At 61.8% G+C, this 13,230-nt stretch carries 10 protein-coding genes; 6 read left to right on the top strand and 4 right to left on the bottom strand.

The features are described 5' to 3' along the window. Positions 1-114 precede the first annotated feature (114 nt). From ACA049_RS15260 to ACA049_RS15245, 4 genes are all read right to left on the bottom strand, one after another. Positions 115-1,887: an acyl-CoA dehydrogenase C-terminal domain-containing protein gene (locus tag ACA049_RS15260; protein WP_497328112.1), complete on the bottom strand. Its 1,773-nt coding sequence runs from the start codon at positions 1,885-1,887 to the stop codon at positions 115-117. A gap of 63 nt (positions 1,888-1,950) precedes the next feature. After that, positions 1,951-3,621: a cation acetate symporter gene (locus ACA049_RS15255; RefSeq protein WP_497328110.1), complete on the bottom strand. Its 1,671-nt coding sequence runs from the start codon at positions 3,619-3,621 to the stop codon at positions 1,951-1,953. Further along, positions 3,621-3,947 (bottom strand): DUF485 domain-containing protein, encoded by a 327-nt coding sequence (locus ACA049_RS15250; RefSeq protein WP_497328108.1) that lies wholly within the window; start codon positions 3,945-3,947, stop codon positions 3,621-3,623. Before ACA049_RS15250 ends, ACA049_RS15255 begins: the two co-directional genes overlap by 1 nt. 122 nt (positions 3,948-4,069) lie before the next feature. After that, positions 4,070-5,692 carry an acyl-CoA synthetase gene (locus tag ACA049_RS15245; RefSeq protein WP_497328106.1) on the bottom strand — a complete coding sequence of 541 codons (1,623 nt, stop codon included), beginning with the start codon at positions 5,690-5,692 and terminating at the stop codon, positions 4,070-4,072. A 231-nt stretch (positions 5,693-5,923) separates the two neighbouring features. On the opposite strand from ACA049_RS15245, the gene ACA049_RS15240 reads away from it, so the two are divergent. The 6 genes from ACA049_RS15240 (at position 5,924) to ACA049_RS15215 (ending at position 13,219) form a co-directional block, all read left to right on the top strand. Then, positions 5,924-8,200 (top strand): PAS domain-containing sensor histidine kinase, encoded by a 2,277-nt coding sequence (locus tag ACA049_RS15240; RefSeq protein WP_497328104.1) that lies wholly within the window; start codon positions 5,924-5,926, stop codon positions 8,198-8,200. Between the two features lie 4 nt (positions 8,201-8,204). Further along, positions 8,205-8,840 (top strand): response regulator transcription factor, encoded by a 636-nt coding sequence (locus ACA049_RS15235; protein WP_497328102.1) that lies wholly within the window; start codon positions 8,205-8,207, stop codon positions 8,838-8,840. A 78-nt stretch (positions 8,841-8,918) separates the two neighbouring features. Continuing rightward, positions 8,919-10,007 carry an AI-2E family transporter gene (locus tag ACA049_RS15230; protein ID WP_497328100.1) on the top strand — a complete coding sequence of 363 codons (1,089 nt, stop codon included), beginning with the start codon at positions 8,919-8,921 and terminating at the stop codon, positions 10,005-10,007. A gap of 102 nt (positions 10,008-10,109) precedes the next feature. Then, positions 10,110-10,574 (top strand): MaoC family dehydratase, encoded by a 465-nt coding sequence (locus ACA049_RS15225; RefSeq protein WP_497328098.1) that lies wholly within the window; start codon positions 10,110-10,112, stop codon positions 10,572-10,574. A gap of 102 nt (positions 10,575-10,676) precedes the next feature. After that, positions 10,677-11,861 (top strand): patatin-like phospholipase family protein, encoded by a 1,185-nt coding sequence (locus ACA049_RS15220; RefSeq protein WP_497328096.1) that lies wholly within the window; start codon positions 10,677-10,679, stop codon positions 11,859-11,861. A 68-nt stretch (positions 11,862-11,929) separates the two neighbouring features. Further along, positions 11,930-13,219: an NAD(P)/FAD-dependent oxidoreductase gene (locus ACA049_RS15215; RefSeq protein WP_497336739.1), complete on the top strand. Its 1,290-nt coding sequence runs from the start codon at positions 11,930-11,932 to the stop codon at positions 13,217-13,219. Positions 13,220-13,230: the final 11 nt, after the last annotated feature.

Here is a 13,230-nt window from a genome sequence, read left to right as displayed (position 1 = left end):
GTTTTTATTATGGAAAGACAGGTCCCGCGGCCCTCGCCAGGCAGGCGAGGGCTTATCAATAAAAAACGCGAACGCCGAAGTGATAGGAGCGTGGCGCCGCGTGCGGTTCAATCGTTAGAACTGTTCGGCACTCAGGCCATACAACGAGGCACTGCCGGCGAGAATGGAGTGCTCCAGACTCAACGTGCGCGGGAGCAGGCGGCGGATGTAGAAATCAGCGGTGGCGATCTTCGCGCCATAGAACTTGGGGTCATCGCTGAGTTTTTTCTTCGCGACCTGGGCCATGCGCGCCCATAACCAGGCGTAGGCGACGTAACCGAACAGGTGCAAATACTCGACCGAAGCCGCGCCGATTTCGTTGCGATTGGTGGCGGCCTGGTCCTGCAGCCAGTCGCTGAGGTTTTCCAGACGCTGCACGGCATCGAACAGTTGCACGGAGTAGGGCGCGTCGGGCTGATGGGCGAAATGACGGATTTCACCGGTGAACTGGCGCAGCGCGGCACCGCTGTCGGCCAGCACTTTGCGGCCGAGCAGGTCCAGCGCCTGAATGCCGTTGGTGCCTTCGTAGATCTGCGCGATGCGCACGTCGCGCACCAGTTGTTCCTGGCCCCATTCGCGGATGTAGCCATGGCCGCCGAACACTTGCTGGCCGTTGATGCAGCTTTCCAGACCGGTGTCGGTGAAGAAGGCTTTGGCCACTGGCGTCAGCAGCGCGACCAGGGTTTGCGCGCTGTCGCGCTCCTTGGCGTCATCGGAAAACTTCGCCAGGTCCAGTTGCTGCCCGACGTAACTGGCGAACGCGCGGCCACCTTCGGTCATGGCTTTCATGCTCAGCAGCATGCGGCGCACATCCGGGTGGACGATGATCGGGTCGGCGATTTTGTCCGGAGCAATTGCACCGGTCGGCGCGCGACTCTGCACACGTTCGCGGGCATACGCCACGGCGCTTTGATAAGACGCTTCGGCGCAGCCGATGCCCTGAATACCGATGGACAGGCGCTCGTAATTCATCATGGTGAACATCGCCGCCAGACCTTTGTTGGCCTCGCCGACCAGCCAGCCGCTGGCACCGTCGAAGTTCATCACGCAGGTGGCCGAGGCTTTGATGCCCATCTTGTGTTCGATCGAACCGCAGCTCACGGCGTTGGCATCGCCCAGTGAACCGTCGGCATTGACCAGAACCTTGGGCACGACGAACAGCGAGATACCTTTCGGCCCGGCCGGCGCGTCCGGCAGTTTGGCCAACACCAGATGCACGATGTTTTCGGTCAGATCCTGATCGCCGCCGGTGATGAAGATCTTACTGCCGGTGATGCTGAAGCTGCCGTCAGCCTGAGGTTCGGCGCGGGTGCGGATGATCCCCAGGTCGGTGCCGGCGTGGGCTTCGGTCAGGCACATGGAACCGGCCCAGCGGCCTTCGTACATCGGCGGCAGGTAGCGTTTTTTCAGGGTTTCGCTGGCGTGGGCATCCAGCGCCAGGCAGGCCCCGGAACTCAACGCCGAATACAGGGCGAAGCTGGAGTTGGCGCCGTAAAGCATTTCTTCGAACTGCACGGCGAGCATCTTCGGCATGCCCATGCCGCCGAAATCGGCGTTACCGGAAAGACCGACCCAGCCGCCTTCGATGTAGGTGGCATAAGCCTGTTTGAAGCCGATCGGCGTGCTGACCTGGCCATCGAGCCACTGGGCGCCTTCTTCGTCGCCGCTGCGATTCAACGGCGCAATCAGGTGCGAAGTGACTTTCGCCGCCTCCTCAAGAATGGCATCAGCCGTCTCGGCGTCGACGCTGTCGGCGAGGGCCGGCAAGCGTGCCCACAGGGCCGGGGCATCGAACACTTCATGCAGCACAAAACGCATGTCGCGCAGCGGGGCGTTGAATTCGGGCATAACGTGAACCTCAAAAGGTGTGCGATGGGCACGGCGCTGCAATGGCAGGCCGTGCCCTTTCAATCAATGAGCCGAAGCGCTGGCGGCACCGAGGCCGGTCTGGGCACGAACGAACTGGTCGGCGTAGGCATCGCGCTCCTTGTCGGCCCGCACGCTGCGGTCGAGTTTGGAGACGACGACGATCACGAAGAACGCCAGCGGCATGGAGAACAGCGCCGGGTGGTCGTACGGGAAGATCGCGTGGGCATGGCCGAGCACGGTGACCCACACCGCTGGCGACAGGATCACCAGTACCAGCGCGCAGATCAGGCCGGCAAAACCGCCGAGGATCGCGCCTTTGGTGGTCAGGCCTTTCCAGTACATGGCCATGATCAGCACCGGGAAGTTGGTCGACGCGGCGATGCCGAAGGTCAGGCCCACGAGGAACGCGACGTTCATCTTCTCGAACAGAATGCCCAGCAGAATCGCGATGATGCCCAGGCCAACCGTGGCCATGCGGGTTACGCGCATTTCCTCTTTCTGAGTGGCTTTGCCTTTCTTGAACACCGTGGCGTAAAGGTCATGGGAAATCGCCGAGGCACCGGCCAGGGCCAGCCCGGACACCACCGCCAGAATCGTGGCGAAGGCCACGGCCGAGAGGAAACCGAAGAACAGGTTGCCGCCCACAGCTTTGGCCAGGTGCATGGCAACCATGTTGCCGCCGCCGATCAAGGCGCCGCCGACTTCGCCATTAACGTAGTACTGCGGGTCGGTGCCGATGATGACCATGGCGGCAAAGCCCAGTGTGCAAACAACGAGGAAGAAGAAACCGATGAAACCGGTGGCGTAGAACACCGACTTACGCGCCTCTTTGGCGTTCGGTACGGTGAAAAAGCGCATCAGGATGTGCGGCAGGCCGGCAATCCCGAACACCAGACCCAGGGACATCGAAGCGGTGTTGATCGGGTCGGCGAGCATCGAGCCGGGGCCCATGATGTTCCAGCCGCTGGCATGGGCCTGGACGGCTTTGTCCGCGAGGGTTTCGTAGCTGAAACCGAACTGCGACATGGCCATCACCGCGAGGGTGGTGCCGCCAGCGAGCAGTAACACAGCCTTGATGATCTGCACCCAGGTGGTGGCGATCATGCCGCCGAAAATCACGTAGACCAGCATCAACGCGCCGACGATCACCACGGCAACCGGGTAATCGAGGCCGAACAGCAACTTGATCAGCTGACCGGCACCGACCATTTGCACGATCAGGTAGCAGCACACCACCGTCAGCGAACCGAACGCGGCGAAGATCCGCACTTTGTTCTGGTCCAGGCGATAGGACACGATGTCGGCGAAGGTGTAGCGGCCAAGGTTGCGCAGACGTTCGGCCATCAGGAAGGTGATGATCGGCCAGCCGACAAAGAAGCCGATGGTGTAGATGAAGCCGTCGTAGCCTTTGGCGAACACCAGGCTGGACAGCCCCAGCAGCGTGGCCGCGGACATGTAGTCACCGGCAATCGCCAGGCCGTTCTGGAACCCGGTGATGCCACCGCCTGCGGTGTAGAAGTCCGACGTGGATTTGGTTTGTCGCGCAGCCCACCAGGTAATGGCCAGCGTGCCCAGCACGAAGACGAAGAACATGCCGATGGCATGCAGGTTCAGCGGTTGTTTTTCCACCACGCCCACGGCCGGGGCGGCGAGGACCAAGGAGGCCGGCAACAGGCCAGCAGCGGTGAGGATCAGCTTACGAAGGAAAGTCATCACTTGCTCTCCTCAAGAATGGCGGCGCCCAGTGCATCGAAGCGCGTGTTGGCGCGGTAGACGTACCAACCGGTCAGCAGCCAGGAAAAAATGATGATCGCCGCGCCGACCGGCATGCCCAAGGTCAACATCCGATGTTCGCCGAGCGGCGCATGCAGCCACTGCGGGGCAAACGCCACGACCAGCATGAACGCGTAGTAAGTGCCCAGCACCGCAGCGCTCAGCGACCAGGCCAGGCGTGAACGGCTGCTCACCAATTGAAGGAATTTCGGATTGGTCCGAATGCGTTCGCAACGTTGGGTATCGGTTGAATGGATGTCGATCATGGGTGGCTCCACATTGTTTTTGTTATCAACGTTTGAGGGCGGGGCAAGCCGAATCCGGCGCGCACGAGCCCGAAGCGGCAGGTGAAACACCTGCCGCCGGGTGGGTAAAACGTCGGTTCGGGTTAGAGCGCTTTAGCCCTGTCGCGCAGGACGTACTTCTGGATCTTGCCGGTGGACGTTTTCGGCAACAGGGTGAAGATCACCGTGCGCGGCACTTTGAAACCGGCCAGATGCTCACGGCAGAAACTGATGATGTCGGCCTCGCGCACGTCCTGGTGATCGGCCTTCAAGGTGATGAAAGCGCAAGGCGTTTCGCCCCATTTTTCATCGGGACGGGCGACCACGGCGGCTTCCATCACACCCGGATGGCGATACAGCACACCTTCCAGTTCGATGGTGGAAATGTTCTCGCCGCCGGAAATGATGATGTCCTTGAGCCGGTCCTTGATCTCGACATAACCGTTGGGATGACACACCGCCAAGTCGCCGGTGTGGAACCAGCCGCCTTCGAATGCTTCGGCGGTGGCGGTCGGGTTCTTAAGGTAGCCCTTCATCACGGTGTTGCCGCGCATGAAGATCTCACCGATGGTCTGACCGTCGCGTGGGGTCGGTTCCAGCGTTTTCGAATCGCCGACCATCACGCCTTCGAGCGTCGGATAACGCACGCCTTGGCGGGATTTGATCTCGGCGCGTTCTTCCAGCGGCAACTCATCCCATTCGGCATGCCAGGCGCAAAGCGTTACCGGGCCGTAGGTTTCGGTCAGGCCATAGACGTGGGTGACCTTGATGCCCATCTCTTCGACGGCGCCGATCACTTTGGCCGGTGGTGCCGCGCCGGCAACCATGGCGTTGACCGGGTGATCGATGGCCGCTTTCGCCGATTCCGGCATGTTGACCAAGGCATTGAGCACGATGGGTGCCGCGCACAGGTGCGTCACTTGATGCTCGCGAATCAGGGTAAGGATTTTCTGCGGATCGACTCGACGCAAGAACACATGCACGCCGGCCATTGCGGTGATGACCCACGGGTAGCACCAGCCGTTGCAGTGGAACATCGGCAAGGTCCAGAGGTATACCGGATGGTTGCCCATGGCCCAGGTCATCTGGTTGCCCAGCGAGTTCAGGTACGCGCCGCGATGGTGATAAACCACGCCTTTCGGGTTGCCAGTGGTGCCGGAGGTGTAGTTCAGCGAGATGGCTTGCCACTCGTTGGCAGGCCATTGCCAGGCGAAATCCGGATCGCCTTCGGCCAGCAGCGCTTCATAGTCCAGATCGCTGACGGCCTGACCTTCACCGTACTCCGGGTCATTCACATCAATGACCAGCGGCGGGTGATCGAGCATGCCGATGGCTGCGTGAATCACGTCATGGAACTCGCGGTCGGTGATCAGCACCTTGGCCTCGCCGTGCTGCAGCATGAAGGCAATGGCTTCGGCATCCAGGCGCACGTTGAGCGGGTTGAGCACCGCGCCGATCATCGGCACGCCGAAATGCACTTCCAGCATCTCGGGAATGTTGGGCAGCATCACCGCCACCGTATCGTTCTTGCCGATGCCGCGACCGGCCAGCGCCGAGGCCAGACGCCGGCAACGGGTGTAGGTCTGCGCCCAGGTGCGACGGATCGAACCGTGGATGACGGCGGGGTAGTGGGGGTAAACGCTGGCGGTGCGCTCGATGAAGCTGAGCGGGGACAAAGCAATGTGATTGACAGCCGAAGGGCCTAGCCCTTGTTCATAGATCGACATGACGGGGTACTCGGTGGCTGATTGTTAGCTCTACGGATGGCCTGTTCAGCGTAGCCGCTGGGGTCATCCTTTATGTCTGGGGTGCTTTATATAACAATCTGCCATGCATATGGAAGTACAACCTACGCAGTATAGTAGTTGTACTATATTTAATTCTTCGGCTTCCAAATGAATGCGGCGATACCTCTAGCACCGGTATATTCTTGGCTCCCCCGACAAAGCGGACATGTGATGACCCTGACTCCCGTTCGATTGCACAGCTGGTTGCGCCTGCAACGCGAGGGCGTGTCCCTGGCCGCCCGGGCGGACGCGTTGTGCCGTGCGTTGCAGGAATGTCCCGAGGTGCGCCGGGCGGTTTACCTGAGCTGGCAACCCAACGCACGGATTTACAGCCACGAGGGCGCCGCGCAGCATTTCCCGCCAGGCCTGGGCGATCCGTCACTGGCCAGCGATCAGTTGCTGTTTGATCGGCTGGTCGAGACCGGGCGGCTGGACCTCGCGCAGGTACGGCAACTCGATTGCTGGTTGTCCGGGCGCTTGCGCCGCGCCGCCATCAGCCATGGGCAGGTGTTTGATCTGGCGTTGCAGGCGGGGCAGGCTGGCCTGTTGCTGGTGGAAGTCTGCGACGGCGTGAGCCTGGATTGGCTGGGTTGGGTGCAGGATTTGCTGACCACCTTGCTCAGCAGCGTCAATGGCATGCTGCGGGGTTCGCCGCTGTTGGGTCACGACCCGCAACCGAGTCTGTTGCTCGATGCGCAGGGCCGGCCGCTGGAGTTCAACGCGGCGCTGCTGGCGTTATTGGCGGAAAAGCCGCTGACCGAAGTGCTGGGTTTTCTGCCGGTGAATCACCGGGTGCTGGTGCGCGCCTGCCTTGATCAGCAACGCGCCATCGAAGGTGTCGAAGCGCAGTTCGAAGCGCAGATCCTGATCTGGACGTTTATCCCCGATCCCCAGGACAACCGCGTGCTCGCCCGTTGCCGCGATGCCACGGTGCAAGTGCTGGCCGAACGCGAAGCCGCCACGGCACGCCGGTTGTATCGGCTGATCATCGAGAACACCACCGACCTGATTTCCCGCCACACCCCGGACGGGCGTTTTCTCGATGCCTCGCCGGCGTCCTGGACATTGCTCGGCTACTGGCCAGAAGAACTGCGCGGGCAGATGGCCCAGGGTCTGTTCCATGGCCAGGACCTGGCCAATCTGGTGCAGCGCGCCCGGGATGCGCTGGAGCAGGACGGTTATCACACCATGACGTACCGCATTCGCCACCGTGCCGGGCATTACCTGTGGTTCGAAACCGCCAGCCGGGCGATCCGTGAAACCTACACCGGCGCGGTGGTCGAAGTGGTCAGCGTGTCCCGAGACATCACGGCCCGGGTGCAGGCCGAAGAGAACAAGCGGCGCCTGGCCGAAGTGGTCGAGGCCAACACCGATCCGGTCCTGTTTATCGACCCTGACGGGCAAGTGACGTACCTCAACCCCGCAGCGCGGCGCATCCTCGGTATTGATGAGCAACAACCGATGCCGGCCCTGGCGGAGCTGTTTGCCAGCGCTGACCTGACACGCCTGCAACGTGACGGCTGGAGCCGCGCCGAACGTGACGGCGTGTGGAGCACCGATGCGCGGTTGCAGCCGCCCGGTGGCGGCACGTCGGTGCCAGTGTCGCTGGTATTGCTGGCGCACCGTTCGGCCGGCGGCGAGCGCTATTACTCCCTGGTCGCCCGGGACATGACCGAGCGTGAATTGCGCGAGGTGCAACAGCGCCGCCATCAGGACGAACTGGCGCACACCGCGCGATTGGTCACGCTGGGTGAACTGGCCTCGGGCATTGCCCACGAAATCAATCAGCCATTGGCTGCCGTGGTCAATTACGCCAATGCCAGCCAGCGCTATCTACAGACTCTCGACTCCAATCCCCAGGCTGCCGAACGAGTGGCTCAAGGGCTGCAACGCATCACCCAACACGCGACCCATGCCTCGGAAGTGATCAAGCGTCTACGGGCGTTTCTGCGCAAGGGGCAGCGGCGCATGCAGGCGCTGAATTTTACCGACGTCGCCCGGGAGGCCGTGCGTTTGTGCGCCTGGGAGGCGAGCAATTGCCAAGTGACAATCGAGGATCGACTGCCGGATAATCTGCCGCCCGTTTATGCCGACCGGGTCTTGCTCGAGCAGGTGCTGCTCAATCTGCTGCGCAACGCCATCGACGCTAACCGCGAACAACATCCGGGGCAGCCCTCGCTGATCGTGATGACGGCGGAGCAGGGCGGTGGTGCCACCGTGGAAATTCGTGTGCAAGACCAGGGCCCGGGCGTCAGCGAGCCCGAACTGGAGCAGATATTTACCCCGTTCTATACCAGCAAGGCCGATGGCCTGGGCCTTGGCTTGTCCATGAGCCGCAGCATCATCGAAGGTTTCGGCGGTGAATTGCAGGCCCGACGTCAACCGGTCGGCCTGCTTATGTGTTGCCGCTTGCCGCTTGCCGGCCCAACAAAACAACAACAGGAATAATGCAATGGCAGGTGTGACGGAGCACGTGGTGTATGTGGTCGACGATGACCAGGGCATGCTCGATTCAACGGTCTGGCTGCTGGAATCGGTCGGGCTCAAGGCCTTGCCGTTCACCAGCGGCGTGGAGTTTCTCAGCGCCTGCGATGCCACGCTCGATGCCTGCGTGCTGCTCGATGTGCGCATGCCCGGCATGGGCGGTTTGAACGTGCAGGAAGAAATGCGCGCCCGTGAACTGAATCTGCCGATCATTTTCGTCAGCGGCCACGCCGATGTGCCGATCGTGGTGCGGGCGTTCAAGGCCGGCGCCCATGACTTCATCGAGAAACCCTACAACGAGCAATTGTTGCTGGACAGCGTGCAGCAGGCGCTTAGCAACTGCGCCGCCAACCGTTCGGGCAGTCAGGGCCATGACGCCTTGCAAGCCCGTTTGCTGACACTGACCCCCCGCGAGCGCGATGTCCTGCTGCCGCTGGTGCAGGGTTTCACCACCCGGGAAATCGCCGAGCAACTGGGCGTCAGCGCAAAAACCGTCGACCTGTATCGCTCGCGGGTGATGAAGCGCATGCAGGCCAATACCCTGCCGGACCTGGTGGGCATGGCCATCGCCGCCGGACTGGTCGATCCGTTGAAACTGCGTTGATACCTCGCGCCGGGGATTGAGCGTCTATGCTGGGCTAACCGATCCCCTACCGTTGCAGTGACCTGCAAGGAGGCATCCGTGGAGCCCACGCCCTTTTCCGAGAAAACGCTCACTCGCACGCTGCTCGATGTGCTGATTCGTGCCGGGTTGATCGCTGTCCTGGTGCTTTTTTGTTTCGAGATATTCAGTCCGTTCCGCGACCTGATGTTGTGGTCGCTGATCCTGGCGATCACCCTTTATCCGCTGCAAGAGCGACTCAGGGGCAGCCACAAACCAGGGCATGTGGCGACGCTGATCATTCTGGTCGCCATCGTCATCCTGATGGTGCCGATCTACCTGCTGGGCACCTCGATTGCCGACTCGGTCGAGCGGGCGATGGAAGTCGTCAAGAGCGGCGGCTTTCATATACCGCCGCCGGCCGAGTCAGTCGCCAGTTGGCCAGTGGTGGGCCAGCCGCTCACTGATCTATGGCTACAGGCCTCCACCGATCTGCCCGACCTGACCGAGAAGTACGTACCGCAGATCAAACATGTCAGCCTGGGCCTGTTGGGCAAACTGGCCGGCGTCGGCATGGGTTTCCTGACGTTCATCTTCGCCTTGATCATTGCCGGGATTTTCATGGCCCACGGTGAAGGTGGCAGCCGCGCCGCCGTCCAGATTGCTTCAAGAGTCGGCGGTCCGGCCCGGGGGCCGAAAATCGCCGAACTGTGTACTGCGACCATTCGTGCGGTCGCACTGGGCGTGGTCGGCATCGCCTTCATCCAGATGCTGCTGGTGGGCCTCGGTTTTGTCTTCAAGGGCATTCCCGGTGCTGGCCTGCTGGCCTTGGCGGTGCTGCTGCTCGGCATCATGCAGTTGCCAGTGAGCTTGATTACGCTGCCGGTGATTGGCTTTGTCTTCGCCACCGAAGGCGCCAACACCGCGACCATTATTTTCTCCATCTATGTGTTCATTGCCGGCCTGGTCGATAACGTCCTCAAACCTTTGCTGTTGGGGCGCGGTGTCGATGTGCCGATGCCGGTGGTGCTGATTGGCGCATTGGGCGGCATGGTCACCAGCGGCATCATCGGGTTGTTCATCGGCCCGGTGGTCCTTGCCGTCGGCTATCAATTATTCTGGCAATGGGTACAGGATCAACCGCCGGAGGGTGGAGGGCCGCCGCTATGAATGAGCAGGAAGATGAACTGCTGGATCAGGTGCTGATCGCCCGTGGTGGCCATCGATCTCAGCGAAATCGGCTATTCCTGATGCGCCGCGGAGGGATGAATCATGACCGTACATGCCTGGGAAAAACTCTATCTGGATGACCTGAGCCTGGGTCAGCAGTTCGAAAGCGACAGCCTGCTCGTCCATCGAGCGTCAATGCTGGCCTTTGCTCAGGAATACGACCCGCAACCGTTTCACCTCGACCCTGAAGCCGCCGAGCTGAGCCTGTTCCGTGGCCTGGCCGCCAGCGGCTGGAACACTGCGGCCCTGACCATGAAACTGCTGGTGGACAGCGTGCCGTTGGCGGACGGCATCATCGGGTTGGGCATCGAGCTGAGTTGGCCGACGCCGACTTATCCCGATGACCTGCTACGCCTGCAATGCACCGTGCAGGCCATCGAACCGTCCAGCACCAAGCCCGACCGGGGCGTAGTGACGATGTTCATGGAAACCCTCAATCAGAATGACAAGGTGGTGCAGCGAGCGACCGGCAAACTGCTGGTCTTCAGGAGACCGCCGCCTGACTGAAAAGTAGTTATAGGTTTTAGGGCGCGCGCATGATGGCGCAGGCCAGTTTTCACCGAGTCAGTCGAGCGCGCTCTGTCGATGGCAGGGACCGGAGGAGGCGTTGTGAAACCATTTCTGCCCAGGCCCAGCGCCTCAACGATGAACATGTTGCGTGAAGGGTGCCTGCAACGCCGTGACGCGGTGCCGCAAGAATTGACGGAACAAGCGGTCATCCCGGGCATCCCGAATGCGCGTTATTGGCTGGACCGGGACCTGACGGCGTTCATCCGCGATGCCACCCTGGCCAACGATCGCGAGGTCGAGGCGCTCGCCGACACCGAGTTGCCCCCCGATGCGCTGCCACTGGCCTACTATCTGGCGATTTCGGGGGGCGGCGACGCCGGCACCTTCGCGGCAGGCATCATCGCCGGCTGGACCTTGCATGGGAGCCGACCGGCTTTCAAAGTCGTCACCGGCATCAGCGCGGGCGCCTTGGTCGCTCCGTTCGCTTACCTGGGGCCTGAGTACGACAGCATCATTCTGGGGATCTGCAGCGCAATCGGTCCGAAAGACGTGTTCCATGCGCGAAGTGTGCTGACCCGTCTGGCCAGCGACGGTATCGCGGACAGCAAGCCGCTGGCGCGCCTCATTGCCAAGTACATCACCGCCGACGTGCTGGCGGCCATCGCCGCGCAGTACGCCAAAGGCCGGCTGCTGATGATCGGCACCACCGACCTCGATGCCGGACGGCCCGTCACCTGGAACATGGGCGCGATTGCTTCCAGCGGAGCACCGGGCGCGCTGCACCTGTTTCGCAACATCATGATCGCCTCGATGAGCATTCCCGGCGCCGTTTCACCGGTCATGATCGATGTGGAGGTCGACGGCCAACAGTTTCAGGAAATGCACGTGGATGGAGGCGTCCTCACTCAGGTCTTCCTTTACCCGCCGGGCACCGTGATGGCGCTGAACAGCGTGGCTGGCGCGCGTATCCGCCGGGCCCGGCATTTCTATGTCATTCGCAACGGCAAACTGGAACCGCAATGGTCCGGCACCAAGCGCCGGACCTTGAGCATCGGCGGGCGGGCCATCAGCACCTTGATCCAGACCCAGGGGATCAGCGACCTCAATCACATTTACCGGATCGCCCAGCAGGATGGCGCGGACTTCAATCTGGCGTACATCGGCGCTGATTTTATCTGTCCGCGCAATCAGAAATTCGATGGCGAGTACATGAAGCGCTTGTTCGATTACGCCTTTCAACTCAGTGCGAAAGGCTATCCGTGGCATAAATCGCCGCACAGCTGAGTTGTCCGAATGAAATTTATGCTGTAGTTTTTCATGAAATTATAAAAAGATAATTTCATGAGGCTTGTATGTTTCAGCAGTCCACGCAGCATGTCGCCAGCTATTACGCCCACAGTTGCGCCGATCGCCTGACCACCCGGCCAGCGCTTTCGGGTGAGCAAACCACTGAGGTGGTGATTATCGGTGCCGGCTTCAGCGGCCTGCACACCGCGTTGCGTCTGGCCTTGGCCGGCAAGCGCGTGACGCTGCTGGAAGCCAGCCGCGTGGCGTGGGCTGCGTCGGGACGCAATGGCGGGCAGGCCATCCTCGGCTGGTCGTGCGACATGCCGCCGCTGGAAGCGGCGCTGGGCTATGAACGTGCGCGGCGGTTGTGGGACGGCATGCGCTGGGCCGCGCAAGAGCTGCGTGAACTGCCGGCTCGGCATGGTTTCGATTGTGATTATCGCGCCGGGCATTTGTGGACATCGGTCATGCCGCGTCGGGTCGGTCAGTTGACCGAATGGCAGCGCGAAGCCAGTCACAAATGGGGCCACGATGGCTTGCAGTTCATCAGCCGTGAACAGTTGCCGGAATGGGTCGCCAGCGAGCGCTATCAGGCAGGGCTTTATGACCCTGAGGGCGGGCATCTGAACCCACTGAAACTGGCCCTCGGTCTCGCCGCCGCCATCGAACGCGCGGGCGGGCGTATTCATGAACAAAGCAAGGCGTTGAGTTATCGAGAGGAGGGCGGTCAGTTCCGGGTAAACACCGAACGCGGATCGATTCGCGCGGATGTGCTGGTGCTGGCCTGCAATGCCTATCTCGACCAGCTCGACCCGCAACTCGCCAGTTGCGTGCTGCCCGTGGGGACTTACCAGGTCGCCACCGCACCGCTGACGGCCGAGCAGGCCACGGCGCTGTTGCCGAGCAATGTCTGCGTCACCGACAACCAGTTCGTCCTCGACTATTTCCGTCGTACACCAGACAACCGCCTGCTGTTCGGCGGCGGCTGCACGTACCTGGGCGGCATGCCCAAGGACATTGCCGGCGCAACCCGGCCGTTCCTGGAACGGGTTTTCCCGCAGCTCAAAGGCGTGGAGCTGGAATTTGCCTGGGGCGGGCATATCGACCTGACGCTCAAACGCACGCCGGACATTGGCCGGTGGGGTGATCGCTACTGGCTTCAGGGTTACTCCGGTCATGGCGTGCTGCCGACGCTGGCTGCCGCCCGCGCCGTGTCCGATTCGATTCTCGGCCAGAGTGACGAACTGGCGTTGTATCAAGGCTTGAGTAACCCCAGCTTCCCCGGCGGTAAGTACCTGGCGGCGCCGCTGGAAGCCATCGGCAAGGCGTGGTATCGACTGCGCGACAGCATTTGAGGAAGGAATTC

The sequence above is a fragment of the Pseudomonas sp. LBUM1662 genome, assembly GCF_059695915.1.
Note: the sequence above shows the minus strand (reverse complement) of the source record. Positions and strands in the feature narration are given on the sequence as shown.

Bases quoted from the DNA above. Each gene is read 5' to 3' on its own strand.
- ACA049_RS15225 (WP_497328098.1), top strand. From the start codon at position 10,110: ATGACCGTACATGCCTGGGAAAAACTCTATCTGGATGACCTGAGCCTG.
- ACA049_RS15240 (WP_497328104.1), top strand. From the start codon at position 5,924: ATGACCCTGACTCCCGTTCGATTGCACAGCTGGTTGCGCCTGCAACGC.
- ACA049_RS15250 (WP_497328108.1), bottom strand. From the start codon at position 3,947: ATGATCGACATCCATTCAACCGATACCCAACGTTGCGAACGCATTCGG.
- ACA049_RS15255 (WP_497328110.1), bottom strand. From the start codon at position 3,621: ATGACTTTCCTTCGTAAGCTGATCCTCACCGCTGCTGGCCTGTTGCCG.
- ACA049_RS15260 (WP_497328112.1), bottom strand. From the start codon at position 1,887: ATGCCCGAATTCAACGCCCCGCTGCGCGACATGCGTTTTGTGCTGCAT.
- ACA049_RS15235 (WP_497328102.1), top strand. From the start codon at position 8,205: ATGGCAGGTGTGACGGAGCACGTGGTGTATGTGGTCGACGATGACCAG.
- ACA049_RS15215 (WP_497336739.1), top strand. From the start codon at position 11,930: ATGTTTCAGCAGTCCACGCAGCATGTCGCCAGCTATTACGCCCACAGT.
- ACA049_RS15245 (WP_497328106.1), bottom strand. From the start codon at position 5,692: ATGTCGATCTATGAACAAGGGCTAGGCCCTTCGGCTGTCAATCACATT.